Here is an 18,528-nt window from a genome sequence, read left to right on the forward strand (position 1 = left end):
GGCTTACTTACCCGCCTTTCCGACCTTGCGGCGGATGACTTCGCCCTCGTACCTGACACCCTTGGCCTTGTACGGGTCGGGCTTGCGCAGCTTGCGGATGTTGGCCGCAACCTCGCCGACCTTCTGCTTGTCGATGCCCTCGACCGAGAAACGGGTCGGGGTCTCCACCTTGAAGGTGATGCCCTCGGGGGCCTCGACGGTGATCGGGTGGCTGTAACCGAGCGCGAACTCGAGGTTCGAGCCCTTGGCGGTCACGCGGTAACCGACACCGCTGATCTCGAGCTTCTTGACGTATCCCTGGGTCACACCGGTGATCATGTTCGCCACCAGCGTGCGGGACAGGCCGTGCAGGGCCTTGCTCTGCCGCTCGTCGTTCGGGCGGGTCACCTGGAGGGTGCCGTCCTCGCCCTTAGCGATCTCGATCGGCGCGACGACGGTGTGGGTCAGTTCGCCCTTGGGGCCCTTGACCTTGACCGTACGGCCGTCGATGGTGACGTCCACGCCGGCGGGAACCGGGATGGGGAGCTTGCCGATACGCGACATTGCTGTCTCTCCTCCGTTCCCGAGTTACCAGACGTAGGCGAGGACTTCCCCACCCACGCCCTTCTTCTGCGCCTGCTTGTCGGTCAGCAGACCGTGGGACGTGGAGATGATCGCCACGCCCAGGCCGCCGAGGACCTTCGGCAGGTTGGTGGACTTCGCGTACACCCGGAGACCGGGCTTGGAGATCCGCTTGATGCCCGCGATGGAGCGCTCACGGTTGGGGCCGAACTTCAGCTCCAGGACGAGGTTCTTGCCGACCTCGGCGTCCTCGACGCGCCAGCCCGTGATGAAGCCCTCCTGCTGGAGGATCTCCGCGATGTGCGACTTGATCTTGGAGTGCGGCATCGACACGGAGTCGTGGTACGCCGCGTTCGCGTTCCGCAGACGCGTCAGCATGTCTGCGATCGGATCAGTCATGGTCATGAATTGGCCTTCGGCCTCTCTCGCCGGGGTTTCCTGGTGCGCCATCCCTCTCCCCGATCCGAGACGGGACGGGTGCGGCGCGGTGGACCTACGGCGTAGTAAGTCGTACGGCACGGCAGGTGCCCAACCCCACAAGCCTAAGCCATGGGGAGTGGGCGGCCTGCCGTCCCATTTGCCTACCGAGAGTCCTGGGAGTCCGGAACTACCGGATTACCAGGAGCTCTTGGTCACGCCCGGCAGCTCGCCGCGGTGAGCCATCTCACGGAGGCACACGCGGCACAGGCCGAACTTGCGGTACACGGAGTGCGGACGGCCGCAGCGCTGGCAGCGGGTGTACGCGCGCACGCCGAACTTGGGCTTGCGGGCAGCCTTCGCGATGAGAGCCTTCTTCGCCATCTCGCTCACGCCTCCTTGAACGGGAAGCCGAGGTGACGGAGAAGGGCACGGCCCTCTTCGTCGTTGGTCGCCGTGGTCACCACGGTGATGTCCATACCCCGGACGCGGTCGATCTTGTCCTGGTCGATCTCGTGGAACATGACCTGCTCCGTGAGACCGAACGTGTAGTTGCCACGGCCGTCGAACTGCTTGGGGGACAGGCCGCGGAAGTCGCGGATGCGCGGCAGCGCGAGCGACAGGGTGCGGTCCAGGAACTCCCACATGCGGTCGCCACGGAGCGTGACGTGGGCACCGATCGGCTGGCCCTCACGCAGCTTGAACTGCGCGATGGACTTGCGGGCCTTGGTGACGGCCGGCTTCTGGCCGGTGATCGTGGTGAGGTCGCGGATGGCGCCCTCGATCAGCTTGGAGTCGCGGGCGGCGTCGCCCACACCCATGTTGACCACGATCTTGACGAGGCCCGGAACCTGCATGACGTTCTCGTACTTGAACTCGTCACGCAGCTTCTGGACGATCTCGTCCCTGTACTTCTGCTTCAGACGCGGAGTCACGGTGGTGGTCGTCATCAGATGTCCTCACCCGTCCGCTTGGCAACGCGGATCTTGTTGCCGTCCTCGTCGAAGCGGTAGCCGACGCGGGTCGGAACCTTCTGGCCGTCCTTCTCCACGACCAGCATCACGTTGCTGACGTGGATGGGGGCCTCGGTGGTCACGATGCCGCCGGCCTGCGAGCCGCGGGCGGTCGGCCCGGCCTTCGTGTGCTTCTTGACCCGGTTGACACCCTCGACCAGGACACGCTCCTCGCGCGGGAAAGCGGCAATGACCTTGCCCTGCTTGCCCTTGTCCTTGCCGGTGATGACCTGGACCAGGTCACCCTTCTTGATCTTCATGCTCACAGCACCTCCGGCGCGAGGGAGATGATCTTCATGAACTTCTTCTCGCGCAGCTCACGGCCCACGGGGCCGAAGATACGGGTGCCGCGAGGGTCGCCGTCGTTCTTGAGGATGACGGCGGCGTTCTCGTCGAAGCGGATGTACGAGCCGTCCGGACGGCGGCGCTCCTTGACGGTGCGAACGATGACCGCCTTGACGACGTCACCCTTCTTCACGTTGCCACCGGGGATCGCGTCCTTGACGGTGGCGACGATGACGTCACCGATACCCGCGTAGCGGCGACCGGAGCCGCCGAGCACACGGATGCAGAGGATCTCCTTCGCACCCGTGTTGTCGGCGACACGCAGTCGCGACTCCTGCTGGATCACGTCTATCTCCTGATCGTCTGCCGGTTCCCCGGGGGCCGCTCGGCGAGCGGCCCCCGGAGCCTGGCGGAACTGACCTGCGGGGTCTGCCCGCAGGCGTATCTATTGGAATCCGCTTGCGCGAATTGCCTACTTGGCCTTCTCGAGGATCTCGACGACGCGCCAGCGCTTGGTCGCGGACAGCGGCCGGGTCTCCATCAGGAGGACGCGGTCGCCGACACCCGCGGCGTTCTGCTCGTCGTGCGCCTTGAGCTTGTTCGTACGGCGGATGACCTTGCCGTACAGCGCGTGCTTGACGCGGTCCTCGACGGCGACGACGACGGTCTTGTCCATCTTGTCGCTGACGACGTAGCCCTCACGGGTCTTACGGAAGCCGCGCGCTTCGGTGTTCTGCTCAGTCACGTTGTTCTCGCTCATCAGGCGTTCTCCACCTGCTCGATGCCGAGCTCACGCTCACGCATGAGGGTGTAGATCCGGGCGATGTCCTTGCGGACCGCCTTCAGACGGCCGTGGTTCTCGAGCTGGCCCGTCGCCGCCTGGAAGCGGAGGTTGAACAGCTCTTCCTTGGCCTCGCGGAGCTTGTTCAGCAGCTCCTCGTTGCCCAGCTCGCGCAGCTCGGACGCCTTGGTACCGGCCGACATCACGCTTCACCTGCCTCGCGCTTGACGATCCGGCACTTCATCGGCAGCTTGTGGGCCGCACGGGTCAGCGCCTCACGGGCGATCTTCTCGTTGGGGTACGACAGCTCGAACATGACGCGTCCGGGCTTGACGTTCGCGACCCACCACTCCGGCGAACCCTTACCGGAACCCATGCGGGTCTCGGCGGGCTTCTTGGTCAGCGGGCGGTCCGGGTAGATGTTGATCCAGACCTTGCCGCCACGCTTGATGTGACGGGTCATGGCGATACGAGCCGCCTCGATCTGGCGGTTCGTGACGTACGCCGGGGTCAGCGCCTGGATGCCGTACTCGCCGAACGCAACCTGCGTGCCACCCTTGGACATGCCGTTGCGCTTCGGGTGGTGCTGCTTGCGGTGCTTGACCCTACGGGGGATCAGCATGGTGGTCAGGCCTCCGTTCCGGTGCTCTCAGCCGGAGCGGCGGCTGCGGGGGCCTCGGCCTTGGGGGCCTCGGCAGCAGCCTGCTGCGGCTTGCGACCGCGCCGCTCGCCACCGCGGCCACCACGGGCCGGGCGGTCGGCGCCACCGCGGGCCGGGCGGTTGCCGGCACGGGCGGCGGCGTTCTCGGCGCGGACCTCGGCGATGTTCTTGACGTCGCCCTTGTAGATCCAGACCTTCACGCCGATGCGGCCGAAGGTCGTCTTGGCCTCGAAGAAGCCGTAGTCCACGTTCGCGCGGAGCGTGTGCAGGGGCACGCGGCCCTCGCGGTAGAACTCCGAGCGGGACATCTCGGCGCCGCCGAGGCGGCCACCGCACTGGATCTTGATGCCCTTGGCGCCGGCCTTCATCGCCGACTGCATGCTCTTGCGCATGGCGCGGCGGAAGGAGACGCGGGAGGACAGCTGCTCGGCGACGGCCTGGGCCACCAGCTGAGCGTCCGTCTCCGGGTTCTTGACCTCGAGGATGTTCAGCTGGACCTGCTTGCCGGTCAGCTTCTCCAGGTCGCCGCGGATGCGGTCGGCCTCGGCGCCGCGGCGGCCGATGACGATGCCCGGACGCGCGGTGTGGATGTCGACGCGGACGCGGTCACGGGTGCGCTCGATCTCGACCTTGGAGATGCCGGCGCGCTCCATGCCGGACGTCATCATCCGACGGATGGCGACGTCTTCCTTGACGTAGTCCTTGTAGAGCTTGTCGGCGTACCAGCGCGACTTGAAGTCGGTGGTGACACCGAGCCGGAACCCGTGCGGGTTTACCTTCTGGCCCATTACCGGGTTCCTTCCTTGCTGCTGACGACCACGGTGATGTGGCTGGTCCGCTTGCGGATCCGGTAGGCGCGGCCCTGGGCGCGCGGCCGGAACCGCTTCAGGGTCGGGCCCTCGTCGACGTACGCCTCGGAGACGTACAAGCTGTCGACGTCGGTGTGGTCGTAGTTGTGCGCGGCGTTGGCGATGGCGCTGTCGAGCACCTTGCCGACCGGCACGGAGGCTGCCTGCGGAGCGAATCGCAGGACGGCCTGGGCCTCCGTGGCGTCCATGCCACGGATGAGGTCCACCACGCGGCGGGCCTTCATGGGCGTGACGCGGATGTACCGCGCCTGGGCCCTGGCTTCCATGGTTGTCCCTTCAGTTACTTGCGTGTCTGAATGCGATCCGCTTAGCGGCGCTTCGACTTCCGGTCTTCCTTGACGTGGCCCCGGAAGGTGCGGGTCGGCGAGAACTCGCCGAGCTTGTGGCCGACCATCGACTCGGTGACGAACACCGGGATGTGGGTCTTGCCGTTGTGCACCGCGATCGTGTGGCCGAGCATGGCCGGGACGATCATCGAGCGACGGGACCAGGTCTTGATGACGTTCTTGGTGCCGGCTTCGTTCTGGGCGTCCACCTTCTTGATCAGGTGGTCGTCGACGAAGGGCCCCTTCTTCAAGCTACGAGGCATCTCAACCCGTCCTTAGCGCTTCTTGTTCGTCTTGCGGCGGCGGACGATGTACTTGTTCGACGCCTTCTTGGGCGAACGAGTACGGCCTTCCTTCTTGCCCCACGGGGAGACCGGGTGGCGGCCACCGGAGGTCCGGCCCTCACCACCACCGTGCGGGTGGTCGACCGGGTTCATGACCACACCACGGACGGTCGGGCGAACGCCCAGCCACCGCTTGCGGCCCGCCTTGCCCCAGTTGATGTTCGACTGCTCGGCGTTGCCGACCTCGCCGACGGTGGCGCGGCAGCGGACGTCGACCAGGCGGATCTCACCGGACGGCATGCGCAGGTGGGCGTAGGCGCCCTCCTTCGCGAGCAGCTGCACGGAGGCGCCGGCGGAGCGGGCGAACTTGGCGCCGCCGCCCGGGCGGAGCTCGATCGCGTGGATCGTGGTACCGACCGGGATGTTGCGCAGGGCCAGGTTGTTGCCCGGCTTGATGTCGGCCCCGGGACCGTTCTCGACGCGGTCGCCCTGGCTCAGGCCACGCGGCGCGAGGATGTAGCGCTTCTCGCCGTCCGCGTAGTGCAGGAGCGCGATGCGCGCGGTGCGGTTGGGGTCGTACTCGATGTGCGCGACCTTCGCCGGCACGCCGTCCTTGTCATGACGACGGAAGTCGATCACGCGGTAGGCGCGCTTGTGGCCGCCGCCCTGGTGGCGGACGGTCACACGACCGGAATTGTTACGGCCGCCCTTGCTGTGCAGCGGGCGAACCAGCGACTTCTCCGGCGTGGACCGCGTGACCTCGACGAAGTCGGCGACGCTGGCGCCACGACGGCCAGGAGTCGTCGGCTTGTACTTGCGGATACCCATTTCTCAGTCCTCGTCCGATTCCGGACGATCCGGACCTCCGGTCAGGAGGTCGGACCGCCGAAGATGTCGATACGGTCGCCCTCGGCGAGGGTCACGATCGCGCGCTTGGTGGACGCGCGCTGGCCGAAGCCGGTGCGGGTCCGCTTGCGCTTGCCCTGGCGGTTGATCGTGTTGACCCCGGTGACCTTGACCTCGAAGACCGCCTGGACGGCCTCCTTGATCTGGGTCTTGTTGGCACGCGGGTCGACGATGAACGTGTACTTGTTCTCGTCGAGGAGCGCGTAGCTCTTCTCGGAGACGACCGGCTTGATCAGGACGTCACGGGGGTCCGTGTACGACTTGCTCAGCGGCGTCTCGACGGTGTTCTTGCCCTCGGTGGCGTGGCGACGCGCCTTCTTCAGACGCGCTTCCTTGGCCTTCTTGGCGGCCTTCGAGGCGATGGAGGGGTGACGTGCAGCCATCAGGCCTCGCTCCCTTCGGTGTCGTTGGCCTTCTGCGGGCCGGCGACGAAGGACTCGAAAGCGGCCTTGGTGAAGACCACGTCGTCCGAGACGAGAACGTCGTACGTGTTCAGCTGGCCCGGCTCCAGGATGTGGACCTGGGGCAGGTTGCGGGCGGACAGCCACGCGGCCTCGTCGGAGCGGTCGGCGACGAGCAGCAGGTTCTTGCGCTCGCTGAGCTTGCCGAACAGGCTCTTGGCGGCCTTCGTGGAGGGGGTCTCGCCCTCGACCACGCCGGTGACGACGTGGATGCGGTTGTGGCGGGCCCGGTCGGTGAGGGCGTGGCGCAGGGCCGCGGCCTTCATCTTCTTCGGGGTCCGCTGCGAGTAGTCGCGCGGCACGGGACCGTGCACGACGCCACCACCGGCGAACTGCGGCGCGCGGGTCGAGCCCTGGCGGGCGCGACCGGTGCCCTTCTGGCGGTACGGCTTCTTGCCGCCGCCGCGGACCTCGCCACGGGTCTTGGTCTTGTGGGTGCCCTGACGGGCAGCGGCCAGCTGCGCGACGACGACCTGGTGGATCAGCGGGACGCTGACCTTCTCAACGCCGAAGATCTCCGCGGGGAGCTCGACGGTACCGGCCTTCTCGCCCGCCGGCGAAAGGATGTCAACAGTGCTCATCGGTTACCTCAGGCCCCCTTGGCCGCGGTGCGGACCAGGACGAGGCCGCCGTTCGGACCGGGAACCGCGCCCTTGATGAGCAGCAGACCCTTCTCCGCGTCAACGGCGTGGACGGTCAGGTTCTGGGTGGTGACCCGCTCGTTGCCCATGCGACCCGCCATGCGGAGGCCCTTGAACACGCGGCCCGGGGTGGCGCAGCCACCGATGGAACCGGGCGAGCGGTGCTTGCGCTGGGTACCGTGTCCGGCGCCGAGGCCACCGAAGTTGTGGCGCTTCATGACACCGGCGAAGCCCTTGCCCTTGCTCTTGCCGGTGACGTCGACCTTCACGCCGGCCTCGAACACCTCGGCGGTGATCTCCTGGCCGAGCGTGTACTCGGAGGCGTCCGCGGTGCGGATCTCGACGAGGTGACGACGGGGGGTGACGTCGGCCTTGGCGAAGTGGCCCTTGAGGGGCTTGTTCACCTTGCGCGGGTCGATCTCGCCGAAGGCGATCTGGACGGACTCGTAGCCGTCGACGTCGTTGGTGCGGACCTGGGTGACGACGTTCGGGCCGGCCTTGACGACGGTCACCGGGACGACGCGGTTGTTCTCGTCCCAGACCTGAGTCATGCCGAGCTTCTCGCCCAGGATGCCCTTGATCTGCTTAGCCATCTCTTCAGATCACCGGCCTCAGAGCTTGATCTCGATGTCGACACCGGCCGGGAGGTCGAGTCGCATCAGAGAGTCAACGGTCTTGGGGGTCGGGTCGAGGATGTCGATCAGGCGCTTGTGCGTGCGCATCTCGAAGTGCTCGCGCGAGTCCTTGTACTTGTGCGGCGACTTGATGACGCAGTACACGTTCTTCTCAGTGGGCAGCGGCACCGGGCCCGCGACCGACGCACCAGTGCGGGTCACCGTCTCGACGATCTTCTTCGCCGAGGAGTCGATGACCTCGTGGTCGTAGGCCTTGAGCCGGATGCGGATCTTCTGTCCCGCCATGGCTACTTCGTAGTCCTGTCTCTTCTACAGCTCTGGAACCCGGCCGTCTCGTTCGTTCCTCCGACCCACGCGGTCGGGCGTGTCGCACTCTCGCTGACATGAATGTCCCTTGTCGGGACATCCCTGCGGGATTGCACACGGCCCTGCCGGAACCGCGAGCCGGGGGCGAAGGACCCACCGGGTGCCTGGCCGGCGCCGCGCCGACGCTTCCCGGAAGATTCCCGTACTTCCAACCCGCGCGGGGTTGACGAGTACTGTGGGACTCGCTTCCGGTCCTCCCGGCGGGAGGCGCGCAGCATCAACACTCGACCGAGCAACTCGGACAGTCTGCCATATGGGGCAGCGGGGACGCCAATCGGGGGCGTAGAGATTACCCCGGGAGCGGCATGGATCAAACCGGAGCGGCACGGCCTTCCGACGAGCCGCCCCACCCGGCGCCCCGCTCCGGGCCCGGCGGGCGCCCGCGCCTGGAGCGCCGGATCCGGCCCGAGTCCCTGCCCTCCCCCGCCCCGTGAGGCGGCCCATCGGATCGACCGGCCCGCGAGCCGACGCCGCCTGCAGCCGACCGTCCGGCGCGACCGGTGGTCAGCGGCCCCGCAGGCGGGAGAGGGCCAGGACTCCGGAGGCGGCCATGACGAGCAGGGTGGCGACCAGCAGGACGAGAGCCGGCTTGACGAAGGCCGCCCTCGGCGTGACCGGTCCGGACGCGGGCGCACGCTCGATGCGCGTGTTGCTCACGGAAGCGAGCAGTTCGATCCCGGGGTCCGCTCCGTCGACCAGCATCACGTAGGTCAGCGTCTGGCCGCTGTGCAGCGGAGTCCGCGTGTCGAGGGAAACCGTCCGGCCGGTGACGGTCGGCCTCAGCACCCGTTGCACGCCGGGGCTGGAGCCGTGCTGGAGCAGTTCGACGATCGGGACGGACGAGCGGATGTCCACCGGTGTGCCGTTGAAGTGAGCCGGCTCCAGGTCCTTGTTGCCGACGTTGCTCAGCTCGACCTCCACGATGTGCGGCTTGACGAGCTGGACCCCCTGGAAGACCACCGCCAGCCGGTTCGTGTGCGCGGCGTCGTGGCTCACCAACGGCCGGACACGCGCGGACCAGCGGAGCTTGCGACGCGGCCAGACGGCCCGGTAGGCCAGCAGCCCGAGGCCGATCGCCACCGGGATGGCGATCACGGCCGCCACCGCCTGCACGGCCGCCCAGATGTCGTCGGCCGACTCCGCGGCCGGCGCGAGTATCACCATGGCAGATTCTTATACCGCTTGCCGCCTGGTTGGCGACTGGCCGACGGCCCGGCCGATGAGCGGCGAGAGCGCGACCGCTCACCGCGCATGCGCACTGTTCACCTCGATCCCGGAAATGCCTTGCAGCCTCACTGGCACCAACATTTCCGAATTAGCCGATTGATCGCATCATCCATGGGTTAAGGGGGAAAGTTCGCCCGGAGGGGTGGTCCGAGGGCGTGCGGGACGTGCCGGACGCCCCTCCCGAGGGGGGAGCGGCATGTTTCAGGACGACTTTCCGCGGCTTCAGGAGCGGTACGAACTGACGGACCGAAAGCTGGGTCAAGGGGGTTACGGGACCGTCCTGCGCGCTTACGACCGCAGGACGGGCCAGGCGGTCGCGATCAAGGTCCTCAAGAACAGGCGCACGGGCATCGGGGCAGCGGTGCTGGCGGCGAAGCAGCAGGACAGGGCCTTGCTCCGGTTCAAGCGGGGAGGCGAGATCCAGCTGATGCTGTCCGGCGACGATCCCCGGCGTGTCGACCCCAACCTCGTGTTCGTCCACGCGTACGGGCTGGTGCGCCACAAGGGGGCGGAGGTCCCCGCCCTGGTCATGGACCTCTGCCCCGGGCCGACCCTGGAGGACCTTCTGAAGACGGGCACGCCGATTCCCCTGACCACAGTGGTCGACTGGGGCCGCCAGATCGCGTCCGTGCTCTTCCGGGCCGGAGCCAGGGACGTGGTCCACCGTGACCTGAAACCGTCGAACGTCATCGTCGTCGACGCTCCGCACGGAGGTCTCGTCAAAGTCCTTGATTTCGGCATCGCCCGCTTCATCAGGTCCCGGGGACCTTCGCGCATGTTCAGCACGACGATCGACGGACACTCACCGATGACCGGTCTCTATGCGTCACCGGAGCAGCGGCGGTTCCGGCCGCTGGACCACCGGAGCGACCTGTACTCGTTCGGCGTCATGCTGTCCGAGCTGCTCCACACGGGGCTGTACGGAACCATGTCGGAGTACGAGGAGGCCTTCCCCCAGGCCCTCCGGGAGCTGGTCGACCAGCTCCAGGCCTTCGACCCCGACGACCGGCCCCAGGACGCCCTGCAGGTGTACCAGGCGCTCACACGCATCCGTACGGCTCTCGAAGCGGAAACCGTCCGGGGCCGGCCGGCGGAGATCTCCGCGGGCCCGCCGGCCCCGGTCCGCCGCTCCGCCGAGCTGTCCCGCGAGTTCGCCGGGCTCGCGGTCGAACTCACGCAGCGGTTCTCCCCCATGCACCCGGACACCCTGGAGCAGCGCCAGGCGGAGTTGCGATTCGCCGCGCGGGCGGGAGAGGCCGTCGGCGCGGCCGAATGGAGCGTGCTGACCCAGGACTACGAGCGCGCGGTCGGGCGGAGCCCGGGCGCTCCCTCCGGGCGGTCCCTCCGCGGCGAAGCCGCCATGGCCGGCTGAGACCCGCGCCGGACGGCGGACGGGCTTCGGTCCCGGCCGGCGTACGACACGAAGACCCGAGGCCTTCGGCGCGAGCATGAGTCGGGGCCCCGGTGCGCCAGGGGCCCCGGGCGGGGACGGTGCCGGGGCCGTCGGACGCCCGGCGGAGCGCCCGGCCGCTGTGCCGGCCGCGAACCGCGGCGACCCGGTCCTGCCGTCCCGCCCGGAGCGGACCTCGCGGTGTGCCGGCATCGCCCGGAGCGTGCCGTTGCGCCCGGCGGGGCGCGTCGTGGCCGGACCGGCGGCGAACGCGGTCACGCGCGGCCGGGCCCCGGCCGCCCGGACCCGCCCCGCTCCCGCCCGGCACACCGCGAGGAGGCCGGGAAGGGCCCTGTCGCGCGGCTCCTTCCCGGCCTCCTTCGCCGGGTTGTGTCAGATGACGCCCTGCGCCAGCATCGCGTCCGCCACCCGCTCGAAGCCGGCGATGTTCGCGCCGGTCACGTAGTCGCCGGGGGCGCCGTAGCGCTCGGCGGTCTCGGCGCAGGTGGTGTGGATGTCGGTCATGATCCGGGCCAGCTCGTTCTCGACCTGGTCGGCCTTCCACGACGTGCGCGAGGCGTTCTGCGTCATCTCCAGGGCGCTGACCGCGACCCCGCCCGCGTTGGCCGCCTTGCCGGGGCCGAAGGCGACACCGGCCTCCTGCAGGAGCTGTACGGCCTCCGGCGTCGTGGGCATGTTGGCGCCCTCGGAGACCGCCTTCACGCCGTTGCGGATGAGGATCGCGGCGTCGGCGGCGTTCAGCTCGTTCTGGGTCGCGGACGGCAGCGCGACGTCGGCCGGGACCTCCCAGACCCGCCCGCCGGGCACGAACCGGGCGGAGGCGCCGCGGCGCTCCGCGTAGTCGCTCACCCGGCCGCGTTCGACCTCCTTGACCTGGCGCAGCAGCTCCACGTCGATGCCCTTCTCGTCGACGACGTAGCCGCTGGAGTCGGAGCAGGTCACCGGGTTGGCGCCGAGGGCCGCCAGCTTCTGGACGGTGTAGATCGCGACGTTGCCGGAGCCGGAGACGACCGCCGTCTGCCCCTCCAGGTCCTCGCCGCGGGCGCGCAGCATCGCCTCCGCGAACAGCACGTTGCCGTATCCGGTCGCCTCCGGGCGGATCAGCGAGCCGCCCCAGCCGGCGCTCTTGCCGGTCAGCACGCCGCCCTCCCAGCGGTTGGTGATCCGCCGGTACTGGCCGAACAGGTAGCCGATCTCGCGGGCGCCGACGCCGATGTCACCGGCCGGGATGTCGGTGTACTCGCCGATGTGCCGGTGCAGCTCGGTCATGAAGGACTGGCAGAAGCGCATGACCTCCGCGTCGCTGCGCCCCTGCGGGTCGAAGTCGCTGCCGCCCTTGCCGCCGCCGATGCCGAGCCCGGTCAGCGCGTTCTTGAAGATCTGCTCGAACCCGAGGAACTTGATGATCCCGAGGTTCACGGAGGGGTGGAAGCGCAGGCCGCCCTTGTACGGGCCGAGGGCGCTGTTGAACTCGATCCGGAAGCCGCGGTTGACGTGCACCCGGCCGGTGTCGTCCTGCCACGGCACCCGGAAGATGATCTGCCGCTCCGGCTCGACGAGCCGCTCGACGAGTCCGGGCTCCGCGTACTCGGGCCGCGCCGCGAGCACCGGCGCCAGCGTCTCCAGCACCTCGCGTGCGGCCTGGTGGAACTCCGGCTCCGCCGGGTTGCGGCGCTCGACCTCGGCGCGCAGCCGGTCGAGCATGGTCTTGGGGTCGGGTCGTGTGGCCACGGAATCCCTTTCTGGCGCGGGCGGACACCGGGAACGGTCCGGTGAGGGGCGCTCGGCGCCATTGCCGCGCGCAGGACAGCGGCCGCCGGGGGCGAGTGCCCGGAAGCGGCCGACTTTCCAGTGTTACCCCTGTGTAAACCGGAAAGGCAAGAGCTCACGCATCCGTCCGCCATACGAGACCCGGAGCACGGGACGCGGGACGGCGGACCGCGGGCCGACAGTCCCTGACGACGGGCGGGAAACCGGGTACGCCACGGGGGACGGGCCCGCCGTCCTGGCACGGGACGGCGGGGCCGCGCCAGGACGGGGTGCCCGCTCTCGTATACGACCGGGAGCGGGCGCGTGCCACTGGGCGGCCGCCTTCCTGAGCCGTACGCGGGAGAGCCGGCCCACGCGCTCCGGGCCGTTGCCGGCCGTCCGACCGCGTCCCGGAGCTCCGGGGTCCGGGGACGCGGCCGGAGCGGCGGACGCGGACGGGCCGGAGCGGGGCGGCGGACGCGGACGGGGCGGAGCGGGGCGGCGGACGCGGACGGGGCGGGGCGCGGTCTCGGCACAGGCGTCGCCCCGAGCCGTCGAGGACCGGGATTAAGGCCGCCTTAAACACGCATTAAGCGATCCGTCGATCAGCCCGTACCGCTCAAGTATCCGCAGCTCAAAGGCAGTTGAGGGATCAATGGGACAGTTGGCCGCGCGGTGAGCCGTCCGTAGCATCCCCCCACGGTCGACAGCCTCGGCCGCTCCCCGGCACCCCCAGGGGAACCCCCCACGACCAACCCCACAGACAAGGTGTGTTCAGCCATGGCTGCTCATCGCGCACGCCGGTGGTCGCTCGGCGGGCTCGTCCCGCTGCTCTGCGCCTCCGCCGCCGCGCTCGCCCTGACCACGGCGGGCCCGTCCGCCCACGAGGCCGACGCCGCGACCGCCGCCCCCACCGCAGTGACCTGGTCCGACGAATTCAACGGCGCCGCCGGCAGCGCGCCGGACCCGGCCAAGTGGACCGTGGAGACCGGCGGCTCCGGCAACGGCAACAACGAGCTGCAGTACTACACGAACAGCAGGGACAACGTCGCCCTCGACGGCAACGGCAACCTCGTCATCACCGCGCGCAAGAACACCGACCCCGGGCTCCAGTGCTGGTACGGCGCCTGCCAGTACACCTCCGCCCGGCTCAACACCGCCAGGACCTTCACGCAGGCCTACGGCCACTTCGAGGCCCGGATCAAGGTGCCGCGGGGCCAGGGCATGTGGCCCGCGTTCTGGATGCTCGGGAACGACCTGGGCAGCGTCGGATGGCCGAACAGCGGCGAGATCGACATCATGGAGAACGTCGGCTACGAGCCCGGCGTCGTCCACGGCACCCTGCACGGTCCCGGCTACTCCGGCAGCGGCGGCATAGGCGCGGCGTACACGCTCCCGGGCGGCCGGGCCTTCGCCGACGACTTCCACGTCTTCGCCGTGGACTGGAGCCCCGAGAAGATCACCTGGTCCGTCGACGGGCAGACCTACCAGACCCGCACCCCGGCCGACCTGGGCGGCAAGAAGTGGGTCTACGACCACCCGTTCTTCCTGATCCTCAACCTCGCCGTCGGCGGCAACTGGCCCGGCAGCCCGGACGCGAACACGCGGTTCCCGCAGACGATGACCGTGGACTACGTCCGCGTCTCGGCCTCCGACGGCTCCGGCGGCGGGGGCGCCTCGAGGACCGGCGCCATCAAGGGCATCGGCGGCATGTGCGTCGACGTCGCCGGCGCCTCGACGGCCGACGGCACGCCCATCCAGCTCCACGACTGCACCGGCGTCGACGCCCAGAAGTGGACCCTCGGCGGCGACGGCACCGTACGCGCCCTCGGCAAGTGCCTCGACGTGCGCGGCGGATCCACCGCCGACGGAGCCGCGGTCCAGCTCTACACCTGCAACGGCACCAAGGCCCAGCAGTGGGTGCACACGGCCGCGCGCGACCTCGTCAACGTCGGCGCGGACAAGTGCCTGGACGCCAAGGGCAATTCGGCGGCCGACGGCACCCCGCTCCAGATCTGGACGTGCACCGGCGGCGCCAACCAGAAGTGGACGGTCGGCTGACCCCCTGACCCTCACGCTCCACCCCCCACATCCCACCCCCCACACCGGCGCCCCCGGCTCCCCACGAGCCGGGGGCGTCGCCGTCTCCGCCCCTCGTCCCTCACCCCCGTCCCCCGCCCGGCCCTCGTCCCCGCCCGCAGCGGTACGGCCGCGCACCCGCCCGGGACACCCCGCACACCCCGCACCCCCCGCACCGACGGCGCCGACGGCGCCCGTACGAGCAACCCGCGCGGGCGCCGCACCCGGACCCCGCGCAGGCACCCGCGCCCCCACGCGTCCTCACTCCGGCACGCGGAGACACGAAAGGGCCCGTACGACCGGAGTCGTACGGGCCCTCTCAGGCCTGTGAGGTCAGGCGACCCTCAAAGCAAGCGGAACTTACTTCAGGATCTTGGTGACCTGGCCGGCGCCCACCGTGCGGCCACCCTCGCGGATGGCGAACTTCAGGCCCTCCTCCATGGCGACGGGCTGGATGAGCTCCACCTTCATCTCGGTGTTGTCACCCGGCATGACCATCTCGGTGCCCTCGGGGAGGGTCACGACGCCGGTCACGTCCGTCGTACGGAAGTAGAACTGCGGACGGTAGTTGTTGAAGAACGGCGTGTGGCGGCCACCCTCGTCCTTGGAGAGGATGTAGGCCTGCGCCTCGAACTCGGTGTGCGGGGTGACCGAGCCCGGCTTGATGATGACCTGGCCGCGCTCGACGTCCTCGCGCTTGATGCCGCGGAGGAGCAGACCGACGTTCTCACCGGCCTGGCCCTCGTCGAGGAGCTTCCGGAACATCTCGATGCCGGTGACCGTGGTCTTGGTCTTCTCCTGCTTGATGCCGATGATCTCGACTTCCTCGTTCACCTTGAGGACACCGCGCTCGATACGGCCGGTGACGACCGTACCGCGACCGGTGATGGTGAAGACGTCCTCGATCGGCATCAGGAACGGCTTGTCGACGTCGCGCTCCGGCTCCGGGATGGCGGTGTCGACGGCGTTCATGAGGTCCAGGACGGACTGCGTCCACTCCTTGTCGCCCTCGAGCGCCTTCAGAGCGGAGACCTTGACGACCGGGACGTCGTCGCCCGGGAACTCGTACTCGGTGAGGAGCTCACGGACCTCGAGCTCGACGAGCTCCAGGATCTCCTCGTCGTCCACCATGTCGGCCTTGTTCAGGGCGACCACGATGTACGGAACGCCGACCTGGCGGGCCAGGAGCACGTGCTCCTTGGTCTGCGGCATCGGGCCGTCGGTGGCGGCGACCACCAGGATCGCGCCGTCCATCTGGGCGGCACCGGTGATCATGTTCTTGATGTAGTCCGCGTGACCCGGGCAGTCGACGTGGGCGTAGTGACGCGCCTCGGTCTGGTACTCGACGTGCGCGATGGAGATGGTGATACCGCGCTGGCGCTCCTCGGGCGCCTTGTCGATGTTGTCGAACGGGGTGGCCTCGTTCAGGTCCGGGTACGCGTCGTGCAGCACCTTGGTAATGGCGGCCGTGAGGGTCGTCTTACCGTGGTCGATGTGACCGATGGTGCCGATGTTGACGTGCGGCTTAGTCCGCTCGAACTTCGCCTTCGCCACTGGGGTCCTCCTGTGGAGTGGTTCTGTACGCCTTACTTCATCGGCGCCAGGTGATCTTTGCTGGATGGCCCGGATCCCCGGGGCAAACCCCCACGATTGCGGGTGTTTGCCCCACGAGGCTCCGGAGTCAAGCCTACGGCGTTCGGACGGGGTCCGTTACTCGCCCTTGGCCTTCGCGATGATCTCCTCGGCGACGTTCCGCGGAACCTCGGCGTAGGAGTCGAACTGCATCGAGTAGCTTGCGCGACCCGACGTCTTGCTGCGGAGGTCTCCGACGTAGCCGAACATCTCCGACAGGGGCACGAGGCCCTTCACGACGCGGGCACCGGCCCGCTCCTCCATGGCCTGGATCTGGCCACGGCGGGAGTTGATGTCGCCGATGACGTCGCCCATGTAGTCCTCGGGCGTGGTGACCTCGACGGCCATCATCGGCTCCAGGAGAACGGGGCTGGCCTTGCGCGCGGCCTCCTTGAAGGCCTGCGAACCGGCGATCTTGAAGGCGAGCTCGGAGGAGTCGACCTCGTGGTAGGCACCGTCGAGCAGAGTGACCCGGACACCGGTCATCTCGTAGCCCGCGAGGATGCCGAACTGCATCGCCTCCTGGCAGCCGGCGTCGACCGAGGGGATGTACTCCTTCGGGATGCGACCACCGGTCACCTGGTTCACGAACTCGTACGAGGTGTCGCTGCCCTCGATCGGCTCGATCGAGATGATGACCCTACCGAACTGACCGGTACCACCGGTCTGCTTCTTGTGGGTGTACTCGACCTTCTCGACCGACTTGCGGATCGTCTCGCGGTACGCGACCTGCGGCTTGCCGACGTTGGCCTCGACCTTGAACTCACGGCGCATACGGTCGACCAGCACCTCGAGGTGCAGCTCGCCCATGCCGCCGATGATGGTCTGGCCGGTCTCCTCGTCGGAGTGGACCTGGAAGGACGGGTCCTCCTCGGCCAGGCGCTGGATCGCGACGCCCAGCTTCTCCTGGTCGCCCTTCGACTTCGGCTCGATGGCGACCTGGATGACCGGCGCCGGGAAGTCCATGGACTCCAGGATCACCGGGGCCTTGTCGTCGCAGAGCGTCTCGCCGGTGGTGGTCTGCTTCAGACCCATGACGGCGACGATGTCGCCGGCGCCCACCGAGTCGATCTCCTCACGCTTGTTGGCGTGCATGCGGTAGATCTTGCCGATGCGCTCCTTCTTGCCCTTGACGGAGTTCAGCACCGAGGTGCCGGACTCCAGGCGGCCGGAGTACACGCGGACGAAGGTGAGCTTGCCGAGGTGCGGGTCGCTCATGATCTTGAACGCCAGCGCGGCGAGCGGCTCCTCGTCGGACGGCTTGCGCGTGATGACCGTCTCCGGGTCCTTGACGTCGTGGCCCTCGATGGCCTCGATGTCGACCGGGGACGGCAGGTAGCGCACGACCGCGTCGAGCAGGGGCTGGACGCCCTTGTTCTTGAAGGCGGTGCCGCAGAAGACCGGGGTCACCGTGGTGCCCTGGCCCTTGCCGGAGGCGATGGTGATGCGGCGGATCGCCGCGTACAGCTGCTCCTCGGAGGGCTCCTCGCCCTCCAGGTACAGCTCCATCATCTCCTCGTCGTTCTCGGCGACGGCCTCGAGCAGCTTGCCGCGCCACTCCTCGGCGGCCTCGGTGTGCGTGGCCGGGATGTCGACGACGTCGTACATCTCGCCCTTGGTCGCTTCCGCGGACCAGACCAGGGCCTTCATGCGGACCAGGTCCACGACGCCCTTGAAGTCGGCCTCGGCACCGATCGGCAGCTGCATGACGAGCGGCTGCGCGCCCAGGCGGTCGCTGATCATGTCGACGCAGCGGTGGAACTCGGCACCGGTGCGGTCGAGCTTGTTGACGAAGCAGATGCGCGGAACGCCGTAGCGGTCCGCCTGACGCCACACCGTCTCGGACTGCGGCTCGACGCCGGCGACGCCGTCGAACACCGTCACGGCACCGTCGAGCACGCGCAGGGAGCGCTCCACCTCGACGGTGAAGTCGACGTGGCCCGGCGTGTCGATGATGTTGATGGTGTGGTCGACGTCGTCCAGCGACCAGTGGCAGGTGGTGGCAGCAGAGGTGATCGTGATGCCACGCTCCTGCTCCTGCTCCATCCAGTCCATGGTGGCAGCGCCGTCGTGGACCTCACCGATCTTGTAGGACACACCGGTGTAGAACAGGATCCGCTCGGTGGTGGTCGTCTTGCCCGCGTCGATGTGGGCCATGATGCCGATGTTCCGCACCCTGGCCAGGTCAAGCGAAGTGGTAGCCATAAGGCTTCAGTCTTCTCTC

The 18,528-nt window shown here is 68.7% G+C and carries 23 protein-coding genes; 2 read left to right on the forward strand and 21 right to left on the reverse strand.

All coding sequences use genetic code 11. From position 1 onward, the window contains the following. Nucleotides 1-3 precede the first annotated feature (3 nt). The 18 genes from rplF to ABD363_RS01850 all read right to left on the reverse strand — a co-directional run bounded on the left by rplF (nt 4) and on the right by ABD363_RS01850 (nt 9,370). A complete protein-coding gene (gene rplF / locus ABD363_RS01765) occupies nt 4-543 on the reverse strand; it encodes a 50S ribosomal protein L6 (protein ID WP_344599539.1) in 540 nt (179 codons plus the stop codon). Nucleotides 544-567: 24 nt separating this feature from the next. Beyond that, nucleotides 568-966 carry a 30S ribosomal protein S8 gene (gene rpsH, locus ABD363_RS01770; RefSeq protein ID WP_344599540.1) on the reverse strand — a complete coding sequence of 133 codons (399 nt, stop codon included), beginning with the start codon at nt 964-966 and terminating at the stop codon, nt 568-570. Between the two features lie 210 nt (nt 967-1,176). Then, nucleotides 1,177-1,362 (reverse strand): type Z 30S ribosomal protein S14, encoded by a 186-nt coding sequence (locus tag ABD363_RS01775; protein ID WP_003956452.1) that lies wholly within the window; start codon nt 1,360-1,362, stop codon nt 1,177-1,179. 5 nt (nt 1,363-1,367) lie between these two features. Further along, nucleotides 1,368-1,928 (reverse strand): 50S ribosomal protein L5, encoded by a 561-nt coding sequence (rplE, locus tag ABD363_RS01780; RefSeq protein WP_344599541.1) that lies wholly within the window; start codon nt 1,926-1,928, stop codon nt 1,368-1,370. After that, nucleotides 1,928-2,251: a 50S ribosomal protein L24 gene (gene rplX, locus ABD363_RS01785; RefSeq protein WP_344599542.1), complete on the reverse strand. Its 324-nt coding sequence runs from the start codon at nt 2,249-2,251 to the stop codon at nt 1,928-1,930. The genes rplE and rplX overlap by 1 nt, the downstream gene beginning before the upstream one ends. A gap of 2 nt (nt 2,252-2,253) precedes the next feature. Then, the gene (rplN, locus tag ABD363_RS01790; RefSeq protein ID WP_003998823.1) at nt 2,254-2,622 is read right to left on the reverse strand and encodes a 50S ribosomal protein L14; all 369 of its coding nucleotides are present in this window, start codon (nt 2,620-2,622) and stop codon (nt 2,254-2,256) included. Nucleotides 2,623-2,748: 126 nt separating this feature from the next. After that, a complete protein-coding gene (gene rpsQ, locus ABD363_RS01795) occupies nt 2,749-3,036 on the reverse strand; it encodes a 30S ribosomal protein S17 (RefSeq protein WP_028420769.1) in 288 nt (95 codons plus the stop codon). Next, complete coding sequence (gene rpmC / locus ABD363_RS01800) at nt 3,036-3,260, reverse strand: 50S ribosomal protein L29 (protein WP_029380976.1); 225 nt, start codon at nt 3,258-3,260, stop codon at nt 3,036-3,038. The genes rpsQ and rpmC overlap by 1 nt, the downstream gene beginning before the upstream one ends. After that, nucleotides 3,260-3,679 (reverse strand): 50S ribosomal protein L16, encoded by a 420-nt coding sequence (rplP, locus tag ABD363_RS01805; RefSeq protein ID WP_029380975.1) that lies wholly within the window; start codon nt 3,677-3,679, stop codon nt 3,260-3,262. The genes rpmC and rplP overlap by 1 nt, the downstream gene beginning before the upstream one ends. A gap of 5 nt (nt 3,680-3,684) precedes the next feature. Then, nucleotides 3,685-4,506, reverse strand: a complete 822-nt coding sequence (rpsC, locus tag ABD363_RS01810) for a 30S ribosomal protein S3 (protein ID WP_344599543.1) — start codon at nt 4,504-4,506, stop codon at nt 3,685-3,687. Continuing rightward, the gene (gene rplV / locus ABD363_RS01815; RefSeq protein ID WP_159668538.1) at nt 4,506-4,853 is read right to left on the reverse strand and encodes a 50S ribosomal protein L22; all 348 of its coding nucleotides are present in this window, start codon (nt 4,851-4,853) and stop codon (nt 4,506-4,508) included. Before rplV ends, rpsC begins: the two co-directional genes overlap by 1 nt. Nucleotides 4,854-4,894: 41 nt before the next feature. After that, the gene (rpsS, locus tag ABD363_RS01820) at nt 4,895-5,176 is read right to left on the reverse strand and encodes a 30S ribosomal protein S19 (RefSeq protein WP_004984529.1); all 282 of its coding nucleotides are present in this window, start codon (nt 5,174-5,176) and stop codon (nt 4,895-4,897) included. A gap of 12 nt (nt 5,177-5,188) precedes the next feature. Beyond that, entirely contained in the window at nt 5,189-6,025 is an 837-nt protein-coding gene (gene rplB / locus ABD363_RS01825) for a 50S ribosomal protein L2 (protein WP_344599544.1), read from the reverse strand. Between the two features lie 41 nt (nt 6,026-6,066). Next, nucleotides 6,067-6,486 carry a 50S ribosomal protein L23 gene (gene rplW / locus ABD363_RS01830; protein ID WP_344599545.1) on the reverse strand — a complete coding sequence of 140 codons (420 nt, stop codon included), beginning with the start codon at nt 6,484-6,486 and terminating at the stop codon, nt 6,067-6,069. Beyond that, nucleotides 6,486-7,145, reverse strand: coding sequence for a 50S ribosomal protein L4 (gene rplD / locus ABD363_RS01835; RefSeq protein WP_344599546.1), 660 nt, complete (start codon nt 7,143-7,145; stop codon nt 6,486-6,488). Before rplD ends, rplW begins: the two co-directional genes overlap by 1 nt. Nucleotides 7,146-7,153: 8 nt before the next feature. Beyond that, entirely contained in the window at nt 7,154-7,798 is a 645-nt protein-coding gene (gene rplC, locus ABD363_RS01840; protein ID WP_103781446.1) for a 50S ribosomal protein L3, read from the reverse strand. Between the two features lie 18 nt (nt 7,799-7,816). Beyond that, nucleotides 7,817-8,125, reverse strand: a complete 309-nt coding sequence (rpsJ, locus tag ABD363_RS01845) for a 30S ribosomal protein S10 (RefSeq protein ID WP_003948644.1) — start codon at nt 8,123-8,125, stop codon at nt 7,817-7,819. 585 nt (nt 8,126-8,710) lie between these two features. After that, nucleotides 8,711-9,370, reverse strand: a complete 660-nt coding sequence (locus tag ABD363_RS01850; protein ID WP_344599547.1) for a hypothetical protein — start codon at nt 9,368-9,370, stop codon at nt 8,711-8,713. 259 nt (nt 9,371-9,629) lie between these two features. Between ABD363_RS01850 and ABD363_RS01855 the strand changes: the two genes are divergently transcribed. After that, a complete protein-coding gene (locus ABD363_RS01855) occupies nt 9,630-10,805 on the forward strand; it encodes a serine/threonine-protein kinase (RefSeq protein WP_344599548.1) in 1,176 nt (391 codons plus the stop codon). A 411-nt stretch (nt 10,806-11,216) separates the two neighbouring features. Here ABD363_RS01855 and gdhA read toward each other — a convergent pair whose 3' ends face one another. Further along, nucleotides 11,217-12,548, reverse strand: a complete 1,332-nt coding sequence (gene gdhA / locus ABD363_RS01860) for an NADP-specific glutamate dehydrogenase (RefSeq protein WP_399031360.1) — start codon at nt 12,546-12,548, stop codon at nt 11,217-11,219. Nucleotides 12,549-13,373: 825 nt separating this feature from the next. On the opposite strand from gdhA, the gene ABD363_RS01865 reads away from it, so the two are divergent. Beyond that, nucleotides 13,374-14,654, forward strand: a complete 1,281-nt coding sequence (locus tag ABD363_RS01865) for a family 16 glycosylhydrolase (protein WP_344599550.1) — start codon at nt 13,374-13,376, stop codon at nt 14,652-14,654. A 378-nt stretch (nt 14,655-15,032) separates the two neighbouring features. Here the strand turns inward: ABD363_RS01865 and tuf are convergent, their stop codons facing one another. Both tuf and fusA read right to left on the reverse strand, forming a co-directional pair. After that, entirely contained in the window at nt 15,033-16,226 is a 1,194-nt protein-coding gene (gene tuf, locus ABD363_RS01870; RefSeq protein ID WP_344599551.1) for an elongation factor Tu, read from the reverse strand. A gap of 156 nt (nt 16,227-16,382) precedes the next feature. Next, complete coding sequence (gene fusA / locus ABD363_RS01875) at nt 16,383-18,509, reverse strand: elongation factor G (protein WP_344599552.1); 2,127 nt, start codon at nt 18,507-18,509, stop codon at nt 16,383-16,385. Nucleotides 18,510-18,528: the final 19 nt, after the last annotated feature.

The sequence above is a fragment of the Streptomyces glaucus genome, from assembly GCF_039533365.1.
Classification (GTDB): domain Bacteria; phylum Actinomycetota; class Actinomycetes; order Streptomycetales; family Streptomycetaceae; genus Streptomyces; species Streptomyces glaucus.

What these genes read in the sequence shown, in the direction of transcription:
- rplF (WP_344599539.1), bottom strand. Translation starts at nt 543, where the DNA reads ATGTCGCGTATCGGCAAGCTCCCCATCCCGGTTCCCGCCGGCGTGGAC.
- rpsH (WP_344599540.1), bottom strand. Translation starts at nt 966, where the DNA reads ATGACCATGACTGATCCGATCGCAGACATGCTGACGCGTCTGCGGAAC.
- ABD363_RS01775 (WP_003956452.1), bottom strand. Translation starts at nt 1,362, where the DNA reads ATGGCGAAGAAGGCTCTCATCGCGAAGGCTGCCCGCAAGCCCAAGTTC.
- rplE (WP_344599541.1), bottom strand. Translation starts at nt 1,928, where the DNA reads ATGACGACCACCACCGTGACTCCGCGTCTGAAGCAGAAGTACAGGGAC.
- rplX (WP_344599542.1), bottom strand. Translation starts at nt 2,251, where the DNA reads ATGAAGATCAAGAAGGGTGACCTGGTCCAGGTCATCACCGGCAAGGAC.
- rpsQ (WP_028420769.1), bottom strand. Translation starts at nt 3,036, where the DNA reads ATGAGCGAGAACAACGTGACTGAGCAGAACACCGAAGCGCGCGGCTTC.
- rpmC (WP_029380976.1), bottom strand. Translation starts at nt 3,260, where the DNA reads ATGTCGGCCGGTACCAAGGCGTCCGAGCTGCGCGAGCTGGGCAACGAG.
- rplP (WP_029380975.1), bottom strand. Translation starts at nt 3,679, where the DNA reads ATGCTGATCCCCCGTAGGGTCAAGCACCGCAAGCAGCACCACCCGAAG.
- rpsC (WP_344599543.1), bottom strand. Translation starts at nt 4,506, where the DNA reads ATGGGCCAGAAGGTAAACCCGCACGGGTTCCGGCTCGGTGTCACCACC.
- rplV (WP_159668538.1), bottom strand. Translation starts at nt 4,853, where the DNA reads ATGGAAGCCAGGGCCCAGGCGCGGTACATCCGCGTCACGCCCATGAAG.
- rpsS (WP_004984529.1), bottom strand. Translation starts at nt 5,176, where the DNA reads ATGCCTCGTAGCTTGAAGAAGGGGCCCTTCGTCGACGACCACCTGATC.
- rplB (WP_344599544.1), bottom strand. Translation starts at nt 6,025, where the DNA reads ATGGGTATCCGCAAGTACAAGCCGACGACTCCTGGCCGTCGTGGCGCC.
- rplW (WP_344599545.1), bottom strand. Translation starts at nt 6,486, where the DNA reads ATGGCTGCACGTCACCCCTCCATCGCCTCGAAGGCCGCCAAGAAGGCC.
- rplD (WP_344599546.1), bottom strand. Translation starts at nt 7,145, where the DNA reads ATGAGCACTGTTGACATCCTTTCGCCGGCGGGCGAGAAGGCCGGTACC.
- rplC (WP_103781446.1), bottom strand. Translation starts at nt 7,798, where the DNA reads ATGGCTAAGCAGATCAAGGGCATCCTGGGCGAGAAGCTCGGCATGACT.
- rpsJ (WP_003948644.1), bottom strand. Translation starts at nt 8,125, where the DNA reads ATGGCGGGACAGAAGATCCGCATCCGGCTCAAGGCCTACGACCACGAG.
- ABD363_RS01850 (WP_344599547.1), bottom strand. Translation starts at nt 9,370, where the DNA reads ATGGTGATACTCGCGCCGGCCGCGGAGTCGGCCGACGACATCTGGGCG.
- ABD363_RS01855 (WP_344599548.1), top strand. Translation starts at nt 9,630, where the DNA reads ATGTTTCAGGACGACTTTCCGCGGCTTCAGGAGCGGTACGAACTGACG.
- gdhA (WP_399031360.1), bottom strand. Translation starts at nt 12,548, where the DNA reads ATGCTCGACCGGCTGCGCGCCGAGGTCGAGCGCCGCAACCCGGCGGAG.
- ABD363_RS01865 (WP_344599550.1), top strand. Translation starts at nt 13,374, where the DNA reads ATGGCTGCTCATCGCGCACGCCGGTGGTCGCTCGGCGGGCTCGTCCCG.
- fusA (WP_344599552.1), bottom strand. Translation starts at nt 18,509, where the DNA reads ATGGCTACCACTTCGCTTGACCTGGCCAGGGTGCGGAACATCGGCATC.